We start from the raw sequence: 22591 nt of genomic DNA, 5'->3' as shown, positions 1-22591 counted from the left end.
CGCTCAGTCCCCGACGCCGACCAGCGCCAGCGTGATGTTGTCCGGGCCGCCGGCCTCGATGGCGGCCCGCCAGAGCTCGAAGGCGGCCCGGCCGTCGTCGTGGGCGCGCAGCACCTCGTCCAGCTCGTCCTGCGGCACCGGGTCGGTCAGGCCGTCGGTGCAGATGAGGTAGCGGTCACCGGGCGTGAGCGGGGCCGTGCTGACGTGCGGGGTGATCGGGCTGAAGCCGGGGGCGCCGCCGAGCGCCTGGGTGACCAGGGAGGTGGTGCGACGGCCGGGCTGCAGGGGCGGGCTGTCGTCGATGCTGACCTGCCGCAGGCCGTCCTCGGTGACGCCCAGGACCCGGCTGTCGCCGACGTTGAAGACCAGCAGCGACTCCGCCAGGACGACCGCGCCGGCCACCGTCGTCCCCATGGTGAGCAGTTCGGGGTCGCGGTCGGCGGCCGCGTACACCGCCTGGTTGCAGAGCTTCAGGGCGTCCTGGACGGCCTGCGCGCCGTCCAGCGCCGGGCCGACCGCCGCCAGCTGCCGTACGGTCAGCGCGCTGGCCACCTCACCGCCCGGCTGGCCGCCGATGCCGTCGGCGACCGCGACGACGAGCGGGTGGCCGCGCGGGAACACCAGCGTCTGCGGATTCTCGGTCACGGTCGCGCACAGCGTCCACGGGCCGGCCACCAGGCTGTCCTCGTTGTGGTCCCGGATCAGGCCGGGGTGGCTGAGGGCGGTCACGGTGACGTACGGCATGGCGGGTTCCGCCTCTCTCAGTCGTCGGCCCGGTCACCGTTCTCCCGGGCGCTCAGGGTGCGCCGCTGCATCAGCCGGGTCACGTCCTTGCCCGTGACGATGCCGACCAGCCGGCCCGCGTCCAGGACCAGCAGCCGGGGCCCGGTGCGCAGGGTGAAGCGGTCGACGGCGTCGCTCAGCAGGTCGTCCGGCGCGGCCACGGCGCACTGGGACAGCGGGGTCGCCACCTCGCGCACCCGGGCCGTCTCCCGGCTCGGGGGCGGTACGGAGGCGAGCCGCTGGAGTTGCACCAGGCCGCTGGGGCGGCCCTCGAAGTCGAGCAGCGGCAGGGCGGTGTGGTGGGCGGGCACCGCCACCTCGTCGATGAAGCGCTGCACGGTCAGCCAGTCGGCGCCGGTGACGACGGGGCTGGACATGGCGTCGGCGACCCGTACGCCGCGCAGCGACGTGTGCAGCGCGGCACGGCGCCGCTCCGCCCCGGCGACGACCATGACGAACAGGCCGACGAAGACGATCCACAGCCCGCCCGGCGCCCCGCGCAGTACGGAGATCCAGCCGGCCGCCACGAACAGGACGCCCATGACCTGCCCGCCGCGGGAGGCCGCCAGGTCGGCGCGGTCGCGGTCCTTGGTGCGCCACCACAGCACCGCCTGCACCACCCGTCCGCCGTCCAGCGGCACCGCGGGCAGCAGGTTGAAGACGCCCAGGAAGAGGTTGGCCCAGCCGAGCCAGAGCAGGATCACCGCGGGGAGCTCCGCCCAGCCGGCCAGGCGCTGCAGCCCGATGCCCGCGCCGAGCGCCAGGCCGCCGAGGGCGAGGCTGGTGAGCGGGCCGCTGACGGCCACCGCGAAGGCCGCGGCGGCGGACTGCGGGCGGCCCATCCGCGTCATCCCGCCCAGCGCCCACAGCGTGACGTCCTCGACCGAGATCTTCCGGCGGCGGGCGGTCGCCGCATGGGCCGTCTCGTGCAGCAGCAGGCTGCCGGTGAGCAGGACGGCGCCGATGACGCCGCCGAGGGCGTAGACGGCGGGCGGGCGGCCCGGCATCCACGCGGGCAGGGCCTGCCGGCCGAGCCCGAACGCGAACAGGCCCACCAGGAGGGGCACGCTCCAGTGCATCCGCAGCGGCACCCCGACGACCTGGCCGATCTGTAGTGAACCGTTCATTTCATCCCTATCCACACCAATTGTCGCGCGCGGAATCTACGCTGGACCTATTGGCGGGACTGCTGGACTCCCGGAGGTGCGTCATGGGGCACAGCCATCACTTCCACCTGGACCAGGGCGGCCACTCGATCACCGTGAACGTCGGCCCCGGCCGGGACGGCGAGATCGAGCTGCTGGTCAACGGGAAGGTCGTCGCCTATCAGAAGGAGCACGGCCCGGGGATGAACGTCCTGACGGGCGAGCTCCCCGACCAGCCCGCGCACCCCTTCCGCGTCCTGCTGCGCCAGCCCCACCTGGTGCCGTCCATGCCCCGCTGCACGCTGGAGCTGGACGGTGTGGAGCAGCCGATGCCGGAGCGGCTCGTGCTGTGAGGCGATGAGGGGGGGGTGCGGGACGATCCGGCGCGGGGGCCGCTCGGCTGCCCGGCACCGGCGGCGGACCCGTGGTGATCTTCAGCCTGCCCCGGCGGTACGGCGCCAACGGCGACGGGGCCGGTGGGTTGTTGGGCCACCCGGCTGATTCTGGCCGACGAGCGTTTTACTCCCTGCGGGTTGAACGACGATGCGGGTGGACAACGGCAGCACGATACGTCTGGCATCGGAACGATGAACAGGCGAGGAGCATCGTGAGAAGAATTGCGCAGGCAGGAAGTGTGATCGGGGCGTGCGGGCTGGTGCTGTTCGGCAGCGGTGCCGCCACGGCCGTGACGGTTCCGGGGGAATCGCTGCTGCAGGCCGCGGTGGGCGCGGACGTCGGTGACGTCACGGGCATGGTCTCCGGCGTCATCTGCAACAACCGCCTCGCCGACTTCCATTACAAGTCGCCGGTGTACAAGTCGCCGTCGCCGCACCCCTGCATCAACGGCCCCGTGCGCAGCGGTAACAGCCTCAACAGTGGCAACTTCATCAACCACGGCAACCCCAACAACAGCGGCAACCTGTCCAGCACCAACGGCTCGACGAACAGCGCCAACTCGACATCGGGTTCGTCGGTCGGCAGCAGCAACAACATCCAGCGGGTCTTCAAGATCCTCGGCTTCTGACGCGGACGCCCCCGCCGGCCGCTTCCCCGCGGCCGGCACGGACCACACGAAGCGGCCCCGCTCCCCGGTCGGTACCGGGGAGCGGGGCCGCTTCACCGCGTCAGGTCACAGACGCGTCGAACCGGGTCCGTTGTGCTGGATGTCGTTACCGGTCTTGTTCTCCGCACCGGTCGTACCGCCGCTGTCGACGTTGGTGTTGCCGTTGTCGATCGTCGGGCTGCCGCTGTCGCTGTTGTTGCCCGACAGGCGGACGTTCTGCGCGTTCCTGACGTTACCGCTGTTGAGCGGGCCGTTGACGCAGATCCTCGCCCGGGGACCACAGCGGAGCACGGTGTGGAAGCTGGCGATGGTGTCGCTGGCCCATACGCCGTCGCCGCCGTACCCCCCGTCGAACCCGTTCGCCAGGGCGGGAGATGCCCCACCCGCAGCCAGGAGCAGGCCACATGCTCCTGCGATCACGAAATTGACGCGTGCCATGTTCTTCACTGTGTGCTCCTGCACCTCGCGGTTTGGTAACCCGCGGTCTTGCTATCGGGCGTCACCGCATCCACCAAGCCTGAGCAACGGCCCGTCCTTCGTATTCACCCTGTCCGACCACTGGATTCACCGTGACGGCCCTCCGGCGCGCGGCGCTCTGGCACGCTGCCGGCATGGACGACGACGCGGTGGCCGGGTTCGTGCAGATCGCCCGGCCGCGGGAGCTGACCGCGCGGTGGCGCGCGGAACTCATCGCCTGCTGGACGGTTGTGGCCAACTCCGGTGGGGCGGTCGTCCCGCTCGCCTTCCCCGTGCCGCCGGTCGACGCCGAACAGGTCGCGCCGGCCGCCGACGCACTCGTCGCCGGGCTCGCCCCGGACCGGGGCCGGCTGCTGCTGGCCACCGTCGAGGGCACGCTCGCGGGCTGGTTGGTCGTGCGCAGGGAGCTGCACCCGCTGATCCGGCACTGGGGCGTGGTCAACCACGTCCAGACGCACCCCGCCTTCCGCGGCCGCGGGATCGGCAGCGCGCTGCTGCGGCGGGCCCGGGGCACGGCGACGGAAATGGGCCTGGAGCAACTGCACATCGGGGTCCGGGAGGGGCTGGGGCTGGAGGACTTCTACCGGCGGCTGGGCTGGACGGAGGTCGGCCGGTGGCCCGGCGCGCTGCGGCTCGCGCCGGGCGACGACCGGGACGAGATCCTGATGGCGCTCGACCTGCGGACGGCCGGCTGACCGGAACCCCCTTTCCGCTGCGGGGGTAAACGGCGCACGAATGGAAAGGGTCTCTGTGCCCGTTCGACCCTGATCCACCGGACGGGCCACCGGGCCGCCGAAGAGGAACCGCGGCCCGCCATTCTCATGCCTCGCAGGGGAGGGAACGTCCGGGATGAACGGTGCCCTTCAACTGGAACCGCACCTGGAACCACCGCTGGCGACCGTACTGCGCGCACCGGCCTTCCTGCACACGCTCGTCGACGCGCTCGGCTCACCGCTCAACATCGTCCTCCCCGACCGGATCGCCGCGAACGTCGGCCGCTTCCGCGCCGTCCACGGCCGGCACAGCCTCGCCGGGCAGGTCTACTTCGCGCACAAGGCGAACCGCTCCCGCGCCCTGGTGCGCCGGCTCGCCGCCACGGACGCCGGCATCGACGTCGCCTCGCTGGGCGAGCTCCAGCACGCGCTGGGCGCCGGCTTCACCCCGGACCGGATCGTGGCGACCGGCCCCAAGGACCCGCAGTTCCGGTGGCTCGCCGCGCGCACCGGCGTCACGGTCAGCGTCGACGGGGAGGGCGAACTGGCCGGGCTGGCGGCGCTGGTACGCCGCCACGGCCTCGCGCCGGTGCGCGTCCTGCTGCGGTTATCGGGGTTCGAGGCGGCGGCGTCCGGGATCCGGGTGCGCTCCCGGCAGAGCCGGTTCGGCACCTCCGTGACGCTGCTGGACGGCCTGCTGGACGCGGTCGAACGCCACCGGGACGCCGTCGAACCGGTCGGTGTGGGCCACCACCTCGACACCACCAGCCTCGACGAGAAGGCACTCGCCCTCGAAGGCGCGCTGCACGCCATGGACGCGCTGCGCCGCCGCGGCTTCCGACCGCGGGCCGTCGACATCGGCGGCGGCTTCGGCGTCAACTACCTCGCGGACGGCGCCGCCTGGGACCGGTACACCACCGCGCTCACCCACGCCGTGCTGGGCAGCCGCCCCCCGCTGACCTGGGGCGGACACGGCTACGGCCTGCGGGCGGAGGGCGGCACCCTGCGCGGCGCCCTCGGCCTCTACCCGGCCCACCGGCCGCTCGCCGGCGCCGCCTACCTCGACGCGCTGCTCGCCCGCCCGGCACCGTCGCTGGGCGGCCGCCCGCTGGGCACCCTGCTGCTGGAGAACCTCTACGACCTGTACAGCGAGCCGGGCCGGGCCCTGGTGGACCAGTGCGGGCTGTCCCTGGCGCGGGTGCTGGAGGTGCGCAGCACGGCCGCCGGCGACCGGCTCGTACGGCTGGCCATGACGGCGGACGACGTCAGCCTGGAGGAGCACGGCGTCCTGATGGACCCGGTGCTCGTACCGCGCGACGGGCCGGGCCCGGCGGCCGACGACGACGCCGGGTGCGACGGCACCGGGAGCGACGGCGGCGGGCCGGGCGCGCACGGGGTGTACCTGACGGGCAGCCTGTGCCTGGAGTCCGATCTGATCACCCGCAGGGCCGTCTTCCTGCCCCGCCCGCCACGCCCCGGAGACCTGCTCGCGTTCGCCAACACCGCCGGCTACTGCATGGACTTCAGCGCCACCCGCGCACAGGCGCAGCCCGTCGCGCACAAGGTCGCCGCCTGGGAGGAGGACGGCTCCTGGCGCTGGTGCCTCGACGAGCAGTACTGGCCGCTCACACCTTCTGGGGGACTCACGGCATGAGGTACGACAGCATCACCGACGCCATCGGCGACACCCCGCTCGTGCGCATCGACCCGGCCGTGCACGGCCTGCGCCACATCGATCTGTACGCGAAGCTGGAGATGCTCAACCCCTTCGGCTCGGTCAAGGACCGGGCGGCCTGGAACATGGCCCGGCCCGGCCTGCCCGACGCGGTGCGCCGCGGCGCGACGATCGTCGAGCTGTCCAGCGGGAACACCGCCAAGGCGCTGGCCGTCATCGCGGGGATGCACGGCCTGCCGTTCAAGAGCGTCACCAACCGGATGCGGGTGCCGGAGATCAAGGAGCTGCTCCTGCTGCTGGGCGCGGAGATCGAGGAGCTGCCCGGCCGGAGCGAGTGCCTCGACCCGACCGACACCGAGGACCCGCTCACCCTCTTCCACCAGGAGCTGACCCGGCCCGGCCGGCCGAGCCTGCACACCGACCAGTACTTCAACGACCTGAACACCGCGGCGCACGCGGCCGGCACCGGCCCGGAGATCATCGCCGACCTGGACGGCCGGGCCCCCGACTGGTTCGTCGCCTGTGTGGGCACCGCCGGTTCGTCCACCGGTGTGGCCAGGGCGCTGCGGGCGCACGATCCCGCGGTCCGGGTCGTCGGACTGGTCGGTGAGAAGTCCGACTTCATCCCGGGCATCCGCACCCTCGACGAGGTGCACGAGGTCGGCCTCTTCGACCCCGCCACCTACGACACGATCGAGGCGGTCGCCGCCGACGACGCGCTGGACGGAATGCTGACGCTGATCCGCCGCTGCGGCCTGCTCGCCGGGCCCACGGGCGGCGCGGCGTACCACGGCGCGGTGCGCCATCTGCGGCCGCTGGACGCGGAGTCGGCCGGGGCGGCGGGCGCGGACGGGCGCCGGCGGACCGCCGTCTTCATCGTCTGCGACCGCGTCGAGAGCTACCTCGGCTACGTCCGCGAACGCCGGCCGGAGCTGCTGGGCCGGCCGCCCGCGCGGAACTCGGTGGCCACCCTCACCGACGCCGAGATACGGGCGACGACCGTCATCGACACCACCGACGCCCGGAAGTGGATCGCCGCCGAACGCCCGCTGGTGGTCGACCTCCGCGGCCCCTTCGCCTACGCCGCCCTGCACATCGACGGCTCGATCAACATCGTGGACGAACTGTTCGACGAACTCCTGCGCGGCGGGCTGCCGTTCAGCAAGCGGCAGCCGGTCCTGCTGGCCTGTCCGGTCGGCGAGAAGTCCGTACGGTACGCGGCGCTGCTGACGCGGATGGGCCATCCCGACGTCCGCAGCCTGGCCGGCGGCATCATCGCCTGGCGCGACGCGGGCGCTCCCCTGGTGCGGGACTGACATGAGCCGTCCCGTGGAGGACCCGCCCCGGCGGCAGACGCCGGACGACGACCTGGTGGCGCTGCGGGCGTGGCAGCGTCCGCTGCGCGCCCAGTTCCCGATCATCACGGCCCACCCCGGACTCGCCTATCTGGACAGCGCGGCCACCTCGCAGAAGCCGCAGGCCGTCCTGGACGCCGTGCTCTCCTACCTGACGACCTCCAACGCCAACGCGGGCCGCGGCACCTACCCCTGGGCCAACGCCACGACCGCCCTGGTGGAGGCGGCCCGCGACCGCGTCAAGTCCTTCCTGCGCGACCCGCGTCCCGAGCGCTCCGCCGTGCACTTCACCAGCGGCACCACCGAGGGACTGCGCGCCGTCGCCCGGGACTGGCTGACCACGTTCCTGACCGACGGCGACGAGATCGTCGTCCCGTTCGCCGACCACCGGGCGAACCTGGCGCCGTGGCTGGAGGCCCGGGACCTGCTGGCGCGGCGCGGCATCGGCGTCCGCGTCCGCGCGCTGCCCTGCCAGGAGGGCTCCGGCGACTACGACCCGGCGGCGCTGGCGGCGCAGCTCACCCCCCGCACCCGGTTCATCGCCGCCACGCACGTGCACCACGTGTACGGGGCCGACATGAACGTCCACCGCCTCCGCGAGGTGGCCGGGCCCGCCGTGCCGATCTGCCTCGACGCCGCCCAGAGCGTCGGCCACCTCCCGGTCTCCACCGACCGGCTGGACGTCGACTTCGTGGTGTTCTCCGGGCACAAGGCGCTCGCCCTGCCGGGCACCGGCGCCGTCTGGGCCCGCGGCCTGCGCGGCCCCCGCTTCCGCCCCGGCGGCTGGCAGGGCACCCCCAACACCGCCGGGATCGCCGGCCTGGCGGCGGCGCTCGACTGGCTGGACGCGGCGGGCACGGACCGGATCGAGCGCTGGACGGTGGCGCTGGCCGCCCGGCTGACCGACGGCCTCGGCCGGCTCGACGCGTACGAGGTCCTCGGCTGCCGGGAGAGCCTGTCCGCCGCCTCGCGGGTCCAGCGCCGCCGCAGCATCGTCACCTTCCGGCACCGCGCCATCAGCTCCACCGACCTCGGCTTCATCCTCTACAGCCACGGCTTCATGGTCCGCTCCGACCACCACTGCCAGGCCGGCGCGCCCGCGGGCGGGGAGGACGGCTCCGTGCGGGTGAGCCTGCACGTCCACAACACTCCGGAGGAGATCGACGCGCTGGTCTCCACCCTCACCAGTCTGCAATGATTTTCACAATCATCGGTGCGAGCAGGGGTGGCGCGTGGTGTCGGGGACGAGCGGAACGACAGAGGTACGGGGCGGCACGAGCGTCGGCGTCGCCACGGCGGCACGCTGGGTGCGGCGCTGGGAGGACCAGCAGCAGCACTACGCGGTCGACCGCGACGAGCGGCTCACGGTGATCGCCGACGTCGTCGAACACACCACCGCCGGCCTTGCCGAACCGCTGGTCGTCGACCTCGGCTGCGGCCCGGGCGCCCTGGCGGCCCGGCTGGCGGCCCGGCTCCCGCACGCCGCGATCGTGGCCGTCGACGCCGACCCTCTCCTGCTCGGGCTGGGGCGCGCGTACTACGGCCCGGCCGTCCGCTTCGTCGAGGCCGTGATCGGCCGCCCCGGCTGGCTCGGCGCCCTGGCCCTGGACCGCCCCCTGGACGCCGCGGTCTCCACCACCGCCCTGCACTACCTCGGCGAGGCGGCCCTGCGCCGCGTCTACCGCGACCTGGCCGACCGCCTGCGCCCCGGCGGCGTCCTGGTCAACGGCGACCACCTCCGGCAGGACGCCGGACGGCTGTGCGAGATCGCCCGCGCCGTCGGCCGCCGCCGGGCCGAACGCCGGCGCGTCCGCTCCCACGAGGACTGGGACTCCTGGTGGGCCGCCGCACACGCCGACCCCGCACTCGCCGGCCTGCTCGCCGAACGCCGCACCCGCCCGCTGCCCGCCAGCGAGGGCGAACACCTCACCCTCTCCGCCCACCTCACGCTGCTGCGCGAGGCCGGCTTCCGCCACGCCGGGCCGGTCTGGCAGTTCGGCAACAGCCACGTGGTGGTCGCGGTGCGCTGAACCCCCACGGCCCCCGGCGCGTCCGGCCCGGGCTCACGCCCGCAGGCGCAGCCGCTGGCCCGGGTAGATGCGATCGGCGCCGTCGGGGAGACGGTGCTTGTTGAGGTGGTAGAGGGCCTTGGCGCCACCAGGGGTGCCGGTGCGTTCGGCGATGGCGGAGAGGCAGTCGCCGGGGCGTACGACATAGGAGTGGGCGGCGGGCGGAGCCTGCTGCGGGACCGCGCGGGTGCCGGTGGTGTAGGAGCAGTTGGGCCAGGCGGACATGCCGCGGTCGCGGACGATGCGCCGGGCGACGGAGATCTGCTCGTCGCGGCTGGCGAGGTCGGCGCGCGGGGCGTACTGGCCGCCGCCGTACGCGCGCCAGGTGGCGGGGTCGATCTGCAGGCCGCCGTGGTAGCCGTTGCCGGAGTTGATGTGCCAGCGGCCGTTGCTCTCGCAGGCGGCGATGCGCTCCCAGTCGGGCACCGGGGAACCGAGGGGAGCACCGGTCGCCACGGCGGGGGCGGCGAGGCCGAGGACGCTCAGCACCGCCAGCAGCACGGACAGGATCGTCACGACGGAACGCTTGGCGTGGGGCGACGGCATCACGGGATTCCTCCGCTGTGCTCCGGCAACGCCGTGACCGCGTGCTCGCCACGACCGGTGGGCACGCACCAACTAACCCGGCAATATGGTTTTCGCCCAACCGGCGAAGCGCGACATGCGTGCGTTTCACCCGGCTGGGCCATTGCCGTGCCGTCGCCCGCGGCCGCCGCTGTCAAGGCGTGAATTCAGGCCAGGAGCACGGAATTCGCCGTGGCCGCGCCACCTGCGCGGGAAACGGGCAATTACGTGCCCGAATAGGCGAAGGAAGGGGCGATCGGAAGGGGTTCAGCGGTGGCCACCGCGAACTCGTAAGAGGCCGCGAAGGCGAAGTTCCTTACCGAAACGGGGACTTCCAGGCCGTACGGGCCCGGCACGCTGACCGTGCCGTGGTCGGTGGGAAAGCCGGCCTCGATACGCTCCGGAGCGATGGACAGACCGCGGCCGACGGCCTGCATGGCGGCGTCCTTGCGGACCCAGAAACGGGTGATGAGACGCTCCCGTTCGGCGTCCGGGCAGGTGGCCGCGAGCCGCGCCTCCCGGGCGGTCAGCACCTCGTACGGGGTGGTCGGGGCGGCGGCCTCGCGGCGGACGGACTCCACCGAGAAACCCATCCTGCGGGCGTCCTCACCGCACGCCACCACCAGCAGGCCGCGGGTGCCGTAGAGCTCCCAGTGGGTGGCGGCGGCCATCGCGGTGGCCACCCGGGCGGGGAGCCGGGCCAGCAGCCAGCTGCGGGACGCGCCGTCGAGGGTGGCTCTGGAATGGCCGTTCAGGCCCAGGCAGTTGTCCGGGGACAGCAGGCTGGTGGAGCCGTCGAACGCGGGGGACACTGCGGAGGGTGCGGTGGGGGATTCGATGGGGACGACGAAGATCGGTACGGGGACGGCCGCCGCGTCCGGGTGGTCGTGCGGGTGCGGACGGTCGGTCGAGGGTGCGGGTGCGAGGGGTGCCGGAGGGGTCCGGACGAGGTGGTGCCGAGGATCCGGAACGTCCTGGTCAAGGGGTTCCGGACAGAGTTCGAGAAGAGCGGCGTTCGTTTCCACGTACTTTCCGTCCTCCACAGTTGAGCGGTGCCGAGGCCGCACTGGGTGAGTGACAGGCCGTCATACAGAAGCTGTCTCCCCCTTTTTCGCCTACATCGATCGATACAGACAGCCCAAGGTTTGCAGATCCTCCGGAGCCTTCGAGTCATCCCTCCTGCTGATGTACGGCTACATACTTCGATGTACGGGAGACCGACCCAAATTCGGGCGCCAGGGCCAAGAGAACGGGCGACACGCCCCAGTACTGTCCTCGTGTGTGGTTACGTCTTTTCACAAGAACGCACGCGCGCCGCCGCCCCATACCGCTCCGCGACCTCAGATTGGCCGTGGGATTCTTCGCCGGCTGTCTGATTCTGTACGTGGTGGGCGGCCCCCGGGTGATGGGGGGCGACATCGCCGTCTGGCAGGCGGTCCTGCCGGTGCTCGTGCTGTGTGCCGCGACCGCCTACCGCAGCGCCCTGCCCCCGCTGGCGGTCGCCGTCGGCACCGTGACCGTGCTCGTGGAGATGACGTCGAGCGGCGGTCTGGGCCCCGTGCTGATCTACACCGACCTGCTGTACGCGGCCGCCCTGTACGGGGCCACCTGGCTGTGCCGGCTGCTGCAGTTCGGGACCGTCGCCGTCACGCTCGCCACCACCGTCGCCCTGATCGTGATCAGCGACCGCTCGGAGGGGGTGACGACCGGCGTCATCGTCGCCCTGCTGCTCATCTCCCCGGTGTGGACCGGGGTGTTGATACGGAACCACAAGGAGCGGGCGGACACCGAGCGGGAGCGCGCCGCGCAGATCAACCGGCTGGCGGAACTGGACCGCAAGACCGTGCTGCAGACCGAACGCACCCGGATGGCACGGGAGTTGCACGACCTGGTGGCCAACCACCTCAGCGCGATCGCCATCCACTCCAGCGCCGTGCTGTCGCTGAGCGAGGCCAAGCGGGAGCGGGAGGGCGGCCGGGACGACGACGGCGAGGAGGACCCGGTGCTGCGGGCGCTGGCGGTGATCCGCGAGAACAGCGTGCAGGGACTGGCCGAAATGCGGCGGATGGTGGTGCTGCTGCGGTCCGACCGGGGCGTGGACGACGACTGGGACCGGCCGCAGCTCAACGCGCTGGGCGCGCTGGTCGAGCAGGCCCGGCCGGCCGCCGACGCCGCCGCGCTGACCCTGTACACCGACTTCCCCGAGAGCTTCCCCGAGGTGTCGTCGGTGATCGAGGTGACCGCGTACCGCATCGTGCAGGAGGCGCTGACCAACGTCCTCAAGCACGCCTCCGCGGGCCGGGTGCGGATCCGCTGCGAGGCCGGCGCCGAGCAGCTGACCATTTCGGTCGACAGCCCGCTGGCCCGCTCCGACGGCCGGACCCGGCAGCGGCCGGTGGCGCAGCTGACCACCGGTGCCGGCGCCGGGCTCGCCGGGATGTCCGAGCGGGCCGCGCTGGTCGGCGGCATCTTCGACGCGGGACCCGACCGCACCGCCCCCGGGCGCTGGCGGGTACGGGCGGTGCTCCCGCTGACCCAGAACGCATAGGGGGACGACTCCCGGGGCGACACGGCCCCGGGTCCGGCACGGGGGCGGTGAGGACGAGAGGTGGAACAGCCAGTGAGGCAGCCGGTGGAGGACAGCGTGCAGGACGCGACGGCGGACGCGCCGGGGGAGGGGGCGGACCGGCGGCCGCCCGGCATACGGGTGCTGGTGGCCGACGACCAGGCCGCCGTGCGGTCCGGGCTGGTCCTGGTACTGCAGACCGACCCGGGCATCACCGTCGTCGGCGAGGCCGGTGACGGGGAGGCGGCGGTCCGGATGGCCGCCGAGCTGCGGCCCGACGTGGTGCTGATGGACGTGCAGATGCCGCTGCTCAATGGCGTCGCCGCCACCCGCAGGATCGTCGAGCGCGGCCTGGCCGAGGTGCTGGTGCTGACCACCTTCGACCTCAACGAGTACATCTTCGGGGCGCTGCGGGCCGGGGCCGGCGGCTTCATCCTGAAGAACGCCGAGCCGGCGGTGCTGGTCAGCGCCGTACGGGAGGTGGCGCACGGCGACGGGTTCCTCACCCCGGCCATCGCCCGGCGGCTGATCACCGAGTTCAGCGGCCGCTTACCGGCGGCCGGACCGCCGCTGCCGGCCGGTGCCGGGCTGCCGGACGACACCACGCAGGCCCTGGACTCCCTCACCAAGCGGGAGCTGGAGGTGCTCGCGTGCATCGCCCGCGGGCTGCCCAACAGCGCCATCGCACAGACCCTCAGCCTCGCCGAGGGCACCGTGAAGACCCACATCAGCCGGATCCTGTCGAAGCTGCATCTGCGCAGCCGGGTGCAGGCGGCGATCCTGGCGCAGCAGTACGGGATCAACGCGCCGCAGGGGTGAGCCGCCCGGCCCGGGCCCGGTGCCGGGCGGGCGCTCAGTCGCCGAGCAGGCTGCGGGCGATCGCGTCGTTCTGCCGGAAGTAGACGGCGTTGGTTCCCGGGCGGGGGAACTGCGCCGGCCCGGCGACGATCCGGTCGCGGTGCTCGGTGCCGTCCGCACCGATCGGGTGCAGTCCCGCGCCGGACAGCCGCAGCATCCCGCTCGCGGCGCCGTCCGCGGTGCGCTCGGCCGCCAGTTCGCCGCGGGACAGCAGGGCGCGCAGCAGGGGATCGGCGGCCCGCTCGGGTGCGGGCGCCGCCAGCCGGGCGTCGAGCAGGACGGCCGCCTCGTGGGCGACGCCGGGCAGCGCCGGGCTGGTCGCCCGGTACACCGTGCGCCGGCCGGCCGCCGCGGTCTCCACCCGCATCCCGGGTCCCACGAACGTCACCACGCCCGCCTCGGCCAGCGCGAGCAGCTGCTCGGCGCGCAGCGGCGGCGGGCCCGAGCTGAGGTGGGTGCCGATCGCGAAGAGGCCCAGCGCCTCGCTGACCTGATCGGCCGCCAGGTCGCCGGCTCGCCACAGCTCCTCGATGACCGCACCGGCCCGTTGCAGGCCGTCGACCAGGGCGGTCGCGACCCCGCGCGCGGGCCCCGTACGACCGCGCAGGACCTCGGCGAGATGGCCGCGCACCTGCCGCTGGAGGTCGTCGGCCCGGTCGAACCGCAGCCCGGCGAGCGGGTCCGCCAGCCGGTCCAGGTCGAGCCGGTCGGCGGGGTCGGGCACCGCCTCGCGGGCGAGCTTGGCCAGCCGCTCGGGGTCGGTGTGCAGCAGCGCGTACTGGTCCTCGAAGTCCTGCCGGCTCATCCGGGTACGGGCGGGCCGCTCGGCGAAGAGCGCGCGGTAGTGGCACCAGCCCAGTTCGGCGAGCACCAGCGGCCAGACGTCGCGGCCGAAGGCGGCGGCGGGACGGGCCAGCCGGGCGCGGCAGGCGTCGAGGGTGGCGAAGCGCGGGGCGGCGGGGGCCGCGGCCGGGGCGTCCGGGGCGCCGCGCGCCGGTTTGGGCGGCAGCGGGACCCCGCGGCGGGAGCCCGCGTACAGCCGCGGCTCGCGTCCGGAGGGCAGGTAGCGCAGCGGCCCGCCGGGGGCGGTGCGGACGAAGCGGCCGCCGCGGCCCTCGGTCAGCAGCGCCAGGCAGTCGATGAAGACCAGCCCCAGTCCGCGGACCAGGACGGGTTCGCCGGGCGGCACGGCGGCCAGCGCGTCCGGGTCGGCGGGGCCCGGGCCGATCCGGGTCAGGCCGGGCGGCGCGGGGTCGGTGCGGGTCTCCAGGTGGCCCTGGGCGAGGACGACCCGGTCGGCCAGGAAGGGTGCCTCGCCGGAGTCGAGGACCACCTGCTGGCGGCCTGCCGGGGTGTCCCCCGGCGCCGGCGGCAGGCCGTCCGCGGTCACCCGGCGCAGGTCGACGGCGCGCGCCCGGTGGACGTACAGCCGCACCGTGGCGGGGAGTTCGCGGGTGACGGTGTCGAAGAAGTGGCGCAGGTAGCGGCCCTGGTCGCGGCGGGCGGCGTAGGCCCCGTCGTGCAGCGGGGCGTCGAGCCATCCGGCGGTGGTGGGTCCGGGGCGCGGCGGGCCCGCGCAGTCCACGCTCGCGTCGGGGTACAGGGTGACCTGCTCGGCGGCGGAGTTCATCCACAGCAGGCCGGGCTGGTCGGTGCGCCAGGTGCGGCCGGCGCCGGGCGGGTACGGGTCGACGACGTGCAGGTCCAGCGGCCGGTCGCCGTACAGGGCGGGGACGTTGGCGAGGATCCGCTCGACGATCGAGGTGCCGCGCGGGCCGCAGCCGATGACGCACAGGGAGCGGGCCGGGCCCACTTGCCGGTTCAACTGGCCTCCGTCCGTTGGCCGGTGGCCGTGCGAGAGGTGCCCGACGGCCGGGGACTGACGTCAGAAAACACAGGGGCCCGGTGGCCCGCACCGTAGTGCGGGACCACCGGGCGCCGTGTCAGCAACCGCCGCTGATGGTGGAGCCGAGCGCCTGGGCGTCACGCTCGCCCGGCACCTCCAGGCCCTGAAGGTCCATGATGGTCATTGTCGACACCTCCCTTCCGAGAATCGGTGAACGTGTGTACGGTGGTATGCACGGTGCGTGGTGGAAACCGAGCACCGTGTGATCAAACGTGTGAGCAAACCTCGTGTGATCAAGCACCGTGTGGTCAAAGGGTCAGCCGGTTCAGCAGCCGCCGCTGATGGTGGAGCCGAGCGCCTGGGCGTCACGCTCGCCCGGCACCTCCAGACCCTGAAGATCCATGATGGTCATTTGTCGACACCTCCTTCCGAGGGTGAGTCGCGGATGATCAACGGTGGTGACGTACCAGGTGCCGTTGCGGGACACCTGGAGCCGGCGGGCCGTGCATTTCGGTGCGCGGCCCGTCCGGCGTCGCGTCAGCAGCCGCCGGAGACGGTGGAGCCGAGAGCCTGGGCGTCACGCTCGCCCGGCACCTCCAGACCCTGAAGATCCATGATGGTCATTTACGACACCTCCCTTCCGTGGTGCGCAGTGCCCGCTGCCCCGGACGGGGCGGTGGGGGTGACGGCACCGTGGGCGCCGCCGACGCGTCCCGGTGCGGCCGGATGAACGGCCGCCGCGGGGCGCGAGTCTGTGAGGAACGGCAGCAGCGGGGTGCCCCGTTCGGTGGTGGAGAGCGCCAGCAGGACTCCGGCGCCGCCGCCGGCCAGGTCCATGGAGATCCGGGCGCGGCCGTCGCAGGGGAAGACCACCGCCCCGTTCCGCGTCATGGCGTGCTGGCCGAGGTTGGTCAGGTGCCGGCGCAGGTAGCGGTCGGTCCGTTCCGGTGGGAGCGCCGCCCGTTCGCGGAGGGCCGCCAGGGTGGCGAGCAGTCCCGCGCGTCCGCCCAGCAGGCCGGACTCGATGACGAAGTCGGCGGCGCAGGCGCGCAGCAGGGCGGGCAGGGCCTGGTGGATCCGGTCGTCGTCCCGGTGGTCCAGCAGCGCGGCGGCCACCAGGGCGATCCCGGCGCTGCCGTTGTCCAGGTAGGGCAGGAGCCGGAAGCCCTCGTCCACCTGGAGGGTGTCCTGCGGGCCGGGGGAACACCGGTCGAGGTCGCGGTGGACGGCGAGCACCGCCTGGTCCAGCAACCCGGGGTCGCCGGTGGCCTGGTGGGCGCGCAGCAGGAAGAGCGCGGCGCCCGACCAGCCGTACATCAGCCCGGCGGCGTCCTGCGCACCGCGTCGGCGCCTGCGCTCGACGGGTTCGGTGCGGGCCGCGGCCAGTCGTTCGGTGACCCGGCCGGCCAGGTCGAGGGCCTGCTTGCGCAGGTCGGGGCGGTCCAGGGCGTCGGCGAAGTGCAGCAGGTTCAGGCCGACGCCGGAGAGGCCGCGGTAGAGGCTGGGGCAGTGGCGCACGGGGAGCCGGTCCGCGGCGCGGTCGAGGGCCCGTTGGGCCGCCTCGTCGTCGCCGAGCTCCTGTAAGACGTAGGCCATGCCGTGCAGGCCGTCGTAGAAGCCGATCCGCTCGGCGGGGACCCGGTCGACGGCGGCGCGCAGCCAGGCCGCGCCCTCCTCGTCGCGCTCCCCGAGGACGGTGTGCCGGGCCCACAGGACACCGGCGGCGCCGTGGCCGAAGCCCGCGCCCCCCTCGACGAACTGCTCGAAGTCGCCGGGGTGGAGCCGGTCGGCGCGGTGCGGGGTGGCGCTCTCGCGCAGCCCGCGGCCCAGGGAGGCCAGGACGTCGCTGGGTGGGAACGTCCCTGGCAGGGAGCGGAGTTCGGACGTCGTGTCGTCGTTGGGGGCCAGCTGCGGCGCCAGCCGCGCCACCAGCGCGTCCGGCAGGGCGTAGCGCTCGGCGGCGGTGGCCAGCAGGGCGGGGGCCTTGTCGGGGGCGAGCCCGCCGAGGGCGGCCAGCGGCAGGAAGAGCCACAGGCCGATCGCGGCGAGGGCGTAGCGGTCCCCGTCCGCGCCGGTCGCGTCGGCGCGGTGGAAGCCGGGGGCGCCCAGGCTGCTGGGGGTGGCCCGGTCGATCTCGTCGGCGACCTCGAAGTCGAGGAGGACGGGTTCGTCGCCCGGCTTGATGATGAGGTTGCCCGGGTGCAGGTCACCGATCCGGACGCCGCGCCCGTGCACCGCGGCGACCAGCGCCTCGATGCGGCCGAACAGGGCGAGTGCGCGGTCCCTGTAGTCCGCGACGGCCTGCTCGTCGGGGTCCGGCACGGTCAGCGGGTGGTGGGCGGCGAGCCAGGTCTGGAAGTCCTGGCCCTCGATGTCCTCCAGCACCAGGAAGAGGTGGTCGCGCACCTGGAGGGTGCCGAAGGTCCGCGGTATCCCGGGGAGGCCGGCCAGCCGCTGGAGCATCCGGTGCTCGTGGGCGAGCCGGGTGACCGCGTCGCGGCCGACGCCGTCCGTCCCGGACCACGGCCGTCCCTCCTTGAGGACGACACCGGTCTCGCCCGCACCGAGGGCGTCCGTGCCGAGCGGCGCGGCGCGGTAGACGCCGCCGCCGTTGGAGAACTGCAGCGCCCCGGTGATCCGGTAGGGGAAGTCGTCCAGCGCCTGCCGGGCGGCCAGCGATTCCTTCAGCACGTCGGGGACCGTGACCCAGTCGGGGGTGTGGAAGACGGGGGTGCGGCGGTCCGGCTCCGGGGTGCCGTCGGGGCGGTGGAAGGCCGTGACCAGTTCGCCGTCGGCGTCTTCCGTGTAGTGGGTGCGGAAGCCGCCGTAGCGGACGTAGAGCGGGCCCTCGCGGAAGCGCAGGTCGGTCAGGACGTACGGGCCGGGGCGGCCGCCGACCAGCGCGTCGAGCCCTTCGAGGGTGCGGGCCAGGTCGGCCTCGTCGACGGGGTAGACGGTCAGCAGCTTGCCGGCCGAGGAGCGCTGGGCGTACTTGCGGCTCAGGGCGCGCAGGACGTTGGCGCTCTTGAGGTACTTGAACGTCAGGCCGTGCCGGGTGCAGTAGGCGGCGACGTCGGCGATGGTGCGGGCGGCGTCGTCGGGGGCCGCGCTGACGTGGATCTTCCAGCCCTGGTCGGGGAGGCGGTCCTCGGGCGGGCGGCAGAAGGCCCAGGCTTCGTTCTCGTCGTGGGTCCAGCCGTCGGGCAGGGGCGGGGCGGGGAAGCGGGTGGCTTCCAGGTCCCAGTTGCCCGGCCAGTCGAAGAAGGTGCGGTCGGCCAGGGCGAAGCTCTCGGCGCCGTCTCTCATGCGGCACCTCGCGCGGGCTCGGCGCGGCCGGCGGCGTCGGACGGGTCCGCGGGCACCGCGGCCGGTCGGGGCGCCGCCCCGTCGAGGTAGGGCGCCAGCGCGGTGCGCCCGGTGCTCGCCAGGTGCTCCGCGAGCACGGCGCGGGCCTGCGTCTTGTCGTCCTCGGGGACGAAGTCCGCGAGCCCGACGGCCAGTACGCGGTTGTCGTCGCTGGGCTTGAGCGAGGCGTAGTGCTCGTCGCGCAGCAGGCCCCACACGATCGCGTCGTGGTACTCGCCGTCGAGGTAGCAGTGGTCCCGCAGGATGCCCTCGACCACGAACTGGGTCTTGGTCATCAGCCGGATGATGCCCTTGTTGTAACCGGCGGTGGTGACCTGCACCTTGTGGGCGTCGAGCTGGTGGAAGAGGTAGTCGACGAGCAGCACGACGGCCTCCGCGCCGTAGCCGCGGCGCCACAGCTCGGGCGAGCCGATCGCGCCGCCGACGGTGTAGCCGCCGATCCGGCCGGAGCGCTGGTAGCTCACGGTCCCGATGCGCTCGCCGTCCTTGGCGCGGATCACCAGGTTGTGGACCCGGCCCGAGCGGTTGGCCTGCTCGACCTCGGCGGCGCCCAGCAGTTCCCAGTCCCCGCTGAGTACGGCGGCCGGCGAGCCGGGCCGCAGCCAGGAGGCGATCGCGGCCCAGTCGTCGTCGCCGGGCCATTCCAAGGTCACCAGTCGTCCCTGCACGGTGCGTTTACCTCCTTCTCTGTGGGTGGGGTCAGCGGGTCCAGCGCTTGAGTACGAGGACGGCGTTGTGGCCGCCGAAGCCGAAGGAATTGCTCAGCACCACGTCGCCGTCCCACTCGCGGGCGCCCTTGACGACCAGGTCGAGGTCTTCCTCCTCGGGGTGGTCGCAGTTGCGGACCGGTGGGATCACGTGGTCCCGGAGGGAGAGCACCGCGGCGGCGGCCTCGGCGGCTCCGGAGGCACCGAGCATGTGCCCGGTCATGCTCTTGACCGCGGTGATCGGCGTCCGGCGCAGCTGGTCGGGGCCGAGCACCTCGCGCAGCGCCGCGGCCTCGATGCGGTCGTTGAGGACCGTGCCGGTGCCGTGCGCGCTGACCTGGCCGACGTCCTCCGGCACGCACCCCGCGTCGGCGAGGGCGCCGCGCATCGCGCGGATGGCTCCGGCGCCGGTCGGATCGGGGGCGGTGGCGTGGTGGGCGTCGGTGGTGGCGGCGTAGCCGGCGACCTCGGCGAGGATCTCCGCGCCGCGCCGCTCGGCGTGACCGGCCTCCTCCAGTGTCAGGACGGTGGCCCCGACGGACATCACGAAGCCGTCGCGGTCCCGGTCGAAGGGCCGGCTGGCGCCTTCGGGGTCGTCGTTGCGGCGGGAGAGGGCCTGTGCGTTGGCGGTGCCGGCCAGGTCGACCGCGGTGAGGGAGTCGTCGGTGCCGCCGGCCAGCGCGAGGTCCGCGCGGCCGTGGCGGATCATCTCGACCGCCTCGCCGATGGCCACCGCGCCGGTGGCGCACGCCGCCGAGACCGCGCAACTCGGTCCGCTGATCCCGTACTTGATGGACAGCAGGCCGGCCGGGTGGTCGATGGCGGTGAGCACCGAGTGGTACGGGGAGACCCGCCGCGGTCCGTGCTCCCGCAGCACGTCGTACTGCTGCTGGATGGCGATGGCGGCGCCGTAGCCGGAGCCGATCACCACGGCGAAGCGGTGCGGGTCGATGCCGGCCGGTGTTGCGAGGCCGGCGGCCCGCATCGCCTGGACCGCGGCGACCACCGCGTACTGCGTGAAGTTGTCGCTGCGCCGGGCCTCCTGCGGGGTGAGGCAGCCGGTGGTGTCGAATCCGGTGAGGTCCCCGCCGATACGGACCGGGAGCCCGTAGGTGTCGAAGCGGGTGACGGCGCGGATTCCGCTGCGGCCGTCGAGAAGGGCGTTCCAGAAGTCCGCGGTGGTGTTTCCCACGGGGGAGACCACGCCGCAGCCGGTGACGACGACACGCCGCCGATCCGTGCGCAACTCCATGAAACCCACCTCCTGAATTCCTGCCCCGTTGTCACGCTTGGGGCGTCCTCATGACCAGAAAGATGACAGCTGAGTCATCGACCTGTCAACAGTCGGCCGGAGAGTCAGAGGGCGGTCGCGCGATGACAACGTGGCCCACCAGGCCCCGTACCAGCGAAAACGCTCTCAGACGCATGACTCGCACTGTCACGAAAATTGACTGTACGGGCCAGGCTGGCGGCGCTGGAGGGGCGTCCACCGCCCCCGGACGGCCCCGCTCCGGCCCCGGACAGCCTCCGGGTAGGGGCCGGAGTACATAGAAAGTGACAGACGCCGGGGCGGAAAGTGCCTACCTGCGGATGATCCGAATGGCCCGGTCCGACGGGACGCTGGTCCGTACAACTGCCCCCGCGGCATCGTGCGGGGCACCGTCACTAGGGACGAGGGAACCGATGAAGGGTATTGCGGTAGGTATTGTTCTGGCGATCGTCGGACTGATCCTGTGGCTGACCACAAAGGAAGTGGAGACTCCGGTGGTCTCGCTCCACAAGGCCGGTCTGGTGCTCGCGATCGTCGGTGGTGCGGAGGCGCTGTTCGCACTCCTGGGCCTTGGAAAGAAGGCTAATAAATAAGCGCGCATTGGGCGCAATAGCGGCATTTGCGGCGCCGCGGCGCTTTACCCCGCCGGCGTCAGCCGCGCTTTTCGAGGAGGTCCGCCAGCCGTTCCCGGGCCCGCTCGGCGTGCCGGTACGCCTGGGCCCGCCGGAACAGCTCCGCGGAATACCGGAAGTGTCCGGCCGCCCTTTCCCGGTCCCCCGCCCGCTCACAAGCCGCCGCGATCTCACCGAGCGCGGCGGCTTTCTCGTGGCTGCGGCCGGTGTCGGGCAGCGCGGCCACCTCCTCGCCCAGCGCGAAGAGCCGGTCCGCGTCGCCGGCCGCCTGGGCGCACACCGCCTGCGCGGTGCTCAGCCACAGCGGGAAGTCCGGCTCCTGCGCCACCGAGGCGACGACGAGGCCGCGCTCGACGATGCTGCGGGCCGCCGCCGCCTCGCCGCGCTCCAGGAGCAGCAGGGCGTAGTGGCCGCTGATCTTCTCCCAGAGCGGGAAGCCGGCGGCCGGGGTGACCCGGCGCGCGCACTCCCCCAGCAGCTCGGCGGCGCGCGCCACCTCGCCCCGGTCGCGCAGATCGAGCGCCCGGTGCAGATCGATGGTGGCCCGCGGCCCGGGGAGCACGCCGTCCGCGGACGGCCGGCCGTGGTCGGTGCCGGGCGCCCAGTCGGGGCAGCCGCTCCAGTACGCGCACCGGGTGAGCACCTCCAGCACGAGCAGGGCGTGGAAGCCGCTGCCCGGGCTCCGGTCGGCGCATTCGAGGAAGCCGGTGAGCGCGTAGCGCAGCCCGTCCTGCACCCGGCCGGCCGACTCCAGCAGGTCGGCGAGCGCGATCAGGGCGCGCAGCCGGGCCTCCGCGTACGGGGCGGGGGCCAGCGCGTCCAGCATCCGCAGCAGGACCTCGGCGCCCTCGTCGGCGCGGCCCAGCGTGCCCAGTATTTCGGCAATGGCGAGCTGGGCCTCGGTAAATACGTCGTCCTGCCGTCCGGCGGGGTCGGTCTCGGCCAGTGCGCGGAATTCCGACAGCGCGCCCTCGGCGTCGCCGCCCTCCCATTGCCGGCGGGCCGCCACCAATCGTCCGACCAGGTCCAGCCGCCGTACCCGGCCAGGGGTTTCGACCGGCTCGGCTCCTCTGGATATTTCGTCCACGCCGACCCCGAGGCGTTCCGCCAGGATCCGCAGCGCCCGGCCGCTGGGAATGCGCTTCCCGCGTTCGACGAGCGAGATGTAGCTGGACGACATTTCGGACCCGGCAAGGTCGTGCTGTGTCATTCCCGCGCTGACCCGAAGCTCTTTGATTCGCCGCCCGGTGTCCGCCAGCTCAGGCATTCGACAAGCCCTCCGGATTTCGAACGTTGGATGACTCCGGCCGGCTGCATCAAATCGGCGAGTCACAATGAGTGCTGCGCACTTTACCAACTAGTCAAGAAGAAGTCGACCGATATTCGGATTCCTTCACCGGTCTTCACCAGCTCTCCGAGATCATTTCGCCGGACGCCCGGGCGCCGAAAAAACCGGCCGCCGAGTACACCGAACTGTGTGCCCCGCCGCCGAGGGTCAACCT

Annotated in this window: 22 protein-coding genes; 10 read left to right on the top strand and 12 right to left on the bottom strand. The window is 73.3% G+C overall.

Features of this window, described 5'->3' with window-relative positions; translation table 11 throughout:
- Window positions 1–3: 3 nt before the first annotated feature.
- On the bottom strand, window positions 4–744 hold the full coding sequence (locus SL103_RS00785) for a PP2C family protein-serine/threonine phosphatase (RefSeq protein ID WP_069566858.1): 741 nt from the start codon (window positions 742–744) through the stop codon (window positions 4–6).
- Window positions 745–761: 17 nt separating this feature from the next.
- A complete protein-coding gene (locus SL103_RS00780; protein WP_069566857.1) occupies window positions 762–1910 on the bottom strand; it encodes a site-2 protease family protein in 1149 nt (382 codons plus the stop codon).
- 83 nt (window positions 1911–1993) lie between these two features.
- Between SL103_RS00780 and SL103_RS00775 the strand changes: the two genes are divergently transcribed.
- Both SL103_RS00775 and SL103_RS00770 read left to right on the top strand, forming a co-directional pair.
- Entirely contained in the window at window positions 1994–2281 is a 288-nt protein-coding gene (locus SL103_RS00775; protein WP_033268004.1) for a hypothetical protein, read from the top strand.
- 254 nt (window positions 2282–2535) lie between these two features.
- On the top strand, window positions 2536–2952 hold the full coding sequence (locus tag SL103_RS00770) for a hypothetical protein (RefSeq protein ID WP_069566856.1): 417 nt from the start codon (window positions 2536–2538) through the stop codon (window positions 2950–2952).
- Window positions 2953–3057: 105 nt separating this feature from the next.
- Here SL103_RS00770 and SL103_RS00765 read toward each other — a convergent pair whose 3' ends face one another.
- Window positions 3058–3429, bottom strand: coding sequence for a hypothetical protein (locus tag SL103_RS00765; protein ID WP_347877828.1), 372 nt, complete (start codon window positions 3427–3429; stop codon window positions 3058–3060).
- A 173-nt stretch (window positions 3430–3602) separates the two neighbouring features.
- Between SL103_RS00765 and SL103_RS00760 the strand changes: the two genes are divergently transcribed.
- The 5 genes from SL103_RS00760 to SL103_RS00740 all read left to right on the top strand — a co-directional run bounded on the left by SL103_RS00760 (window position 3603) and on the right by SL103_RS00740 (window position 9241).
- Window positions 3603–4163, top strand: coding sequence for a GNAT family N-acetyltransferase (locus tag SL103_RS00760; protein ID WP_069573237.1), 561 nt, complete (start codon window positions 3603–3605; stop codon window positions 4161–4163).
- Between the two features lie 154 nt (window positions 4164–4317).
- Complete coding sequence (locus tag SL103_RS00755) at window positions 4318–5835, top strand: alanine racemase (protein WP_069566854.1); 1518 nt, start codon at window positions 4318–4320, stop codon at window positions 5833–5835.
- Complete coding sequence (locus tag SL103_RS00750; protein WP_069566853.1) at window positions 5832–7172, top strand: pyridoxal-phosphate dependent enzyme; 1341 nt, start codon at window positions 5832–5834, stop codon at window positions 7170–7172. Before SL103_RS00755 ends, SL103_RS00750 begins: the two co-directional genes overlap by 4 nt.
- 1 nt (window position 7173) lies before the next feature.
- Window positions 7174–8409, top strand: coding sequence for an aminotransferase class V-fold PLP-dependent enzyme (locus tag SL103_RS00745; RefSeq protein WP_069566852.1), 1236 nt, complete (start codon window positions 7174–7176; stop codon window positions 8407–8409).
- A gap of 34 nt (window positions 8410–8443) precedes the next feature.
- A complete protein-coding gene (locus SL103_RS00740) occupies window positions 8444–9241 on the top strand; it encodes a class I SAM-dependent methyltransferase (protein ID WP_432215330.1) in 798 nt (265 codons plus the stop codon).
- 33 nt (window positions 9242–9274) lie between these two features.
- Here the strand turns inward: SL103_RS00740 and SL103_RS00735 are convergent, their stop codons facing one another.
- Together SL103_RS00735 and SL103_RS00730 are read right to left on the bottom strand one after the other, a co-directional pair.
- Entirely contained in the window at window positions 9275–9826 is a 552-nt protein-coding gene (locus SL103_RS00735) for a transglycosylase family protein (protein ID WP_069566851.1), read from the bottom strand.
- A 242-nt stretch (window positions 9827–10068) separates the two neighbouring features.
- Window positions 10069–10869 (bottom strand): 4-phosphopantetheinyl transferase family protein, encoded by an 801-nt coding sequence (locus SL103_RS00730; RefSeq protein WP_069566850.1) that lies wholly within the window; start codon window positions 10867–10869, stop codon window positions 10069–10071.
- Between the two features lie 326 nt (window positions 10870–11195).
- Between SL103_RS00730 and SL103_RS00725 the strand changes: the two genes are divergently transcribed.
- The gene (locus SL103_RS00725) at window positions 11196–12392 is read left to right on the top strand and encodes a sensor histidine kinase (RefSeq protein WP_164492740.1); all 1197 of its coding nucleotides are present in this window, start codon (window positions 11196–11198) and stop codon (window positions 12390–12392) included.
- A 153-nt stretch (window positions 12393–12545) separates the two neighbouring features.
- On the top strand, window positions 12546–13229 hold the full coding sequence (locus SL103_RS00720) for a response regulator (RefSeq protein WP_069573233.1): 684 nt from the start codon (window positions 12546–12548) through the stop codon (window positions 13227–13229).
- A 34-nt stretch (window positions 13230–13263) separates the two neighbouring features.
- Here SL103_RS00720 and SL103_RS00715 read toward each other — a convergent pair whose 3' ends face one another.
- The 6 genes from SL103_RS00715 to SL103_RS00700 form a co-directional block, all read right to left on the bottom strand.
- Window positions 13264–15093, bottom strand: coding sequence for an FAD/NAD(P)-binding protein (locus SL103_RS00715; protein ID WP_069566849.1), 1830 nt, complete (start codon window positions 15091–15093; stop codon window positions 13264–13266).
- A gap of 118 nt (window positions 15094–15211) precedes the next feature.
- Window positions 15212–15307 carry a class III lanthipeptide gene (locus tag SL103_RS38280; protein WP_208869784.1) on the bottom strand — a complete coding sequence of 32 codons (96 nt, stop codon included), beginning with the start codon at window positions 15305–15307 and terminating at the stop codon, window positions 15212–15214.
- Window positions 15308–15651: 344 nt separating this feature from the next.
- A complete protein-coding gene (locus SL103_RS39485) occupies window positions 15652–15729 on the bottom strand; it encodes a hypothetical protein (RefSeq protein WP_236680023.1) in 78 nt (25 codons plus the stop codon).
- 9 nt (window positions 15730–15738) lie between these two features.
- Window positions 15739–18420: a class III lanthionine synthetase LanKC gene (gene lanKC, locus SL103_RS00710; RefSeq protein ID WP_069566848.1), complete on the bottom strand. Its 2682-nt coding sequence runs from the start codon at window positions 18418–18420 to the stop codon at window positions 15739–15741.
- The gene (locus SL103_RS00705) at window positions 18417–19148 is read right to left on the bottom strand and encodes a GNAT family N-acetyltransferase (RefSeq protein WP_079145489.1); all 732 of its coding nucleotides are present in this window, start codon (window positions 19146–19148) and stop codon (window positions 18417–18419) included. Before SL103_RS00705 ends, lanKC begins: the two co-directional genes overlap by 4 nt.
- A gap of 31 nt (window positions 19149–19179) precedes the next feature.
- Entirely contained in the window at window positions 19180–20439 is a 1260-nt protein-coding gene (locus SL103_RS00700; protein ID WP_069573232.1) for a beta-ketoacyl-[acyl-carrier-protein] synthase family protein, read from the bottom strand.
- A 431-nt stretch (window positions 20440–20870) separates the two neighbouring features.
- On the opposite strand from SL103_RS00700, the gene SL103_RS00695 reads away from it, so the two are divergent.
- Window positions 20871–21050 (top strand): DUF5708 family protein, encoded by a 180-nt coding sequence (locus tag SL103_RS00695; protein ID WP_033267993.1) that lies wholly within the window; start codon window positions 20871–20873, stop codon window positions 21048–21050.
- 58 nt (window positions 21051–21108) lie between these two features.
- Here SL103_RS00695 and SL103_RS00690 read toward each other — a convergent pair whose 3' ends face one another.
- A complete protein-coding gene (locus tag SL103_RS00690; protein WP_079145488.1) occupies window positions 21109–22356 on the bottom strand; it encodes a helix-turn-helix domain-containing protein in 1248 nt (415 codons plus the stop codon).
- Between the last annotated feature and the right edge of the window lie 235 nt (window positions 22357–22591).

The sequence above is a fragment of the Streptomyces lydicus genome, from assembly GCF_001729485.1.
In the GTDB taxonomy this organism is placed as follows: Bacteria; Actinomycetota; Actinomycetes; order Streptomycetales; family Streptomycetaceae; genus Streptomyces; species Streptomyces lydicus_D.
Note: the sequence above shows the minus strand (reverse complement) of the source record. Positions and strands in the feature narration are given on the sequence as shown.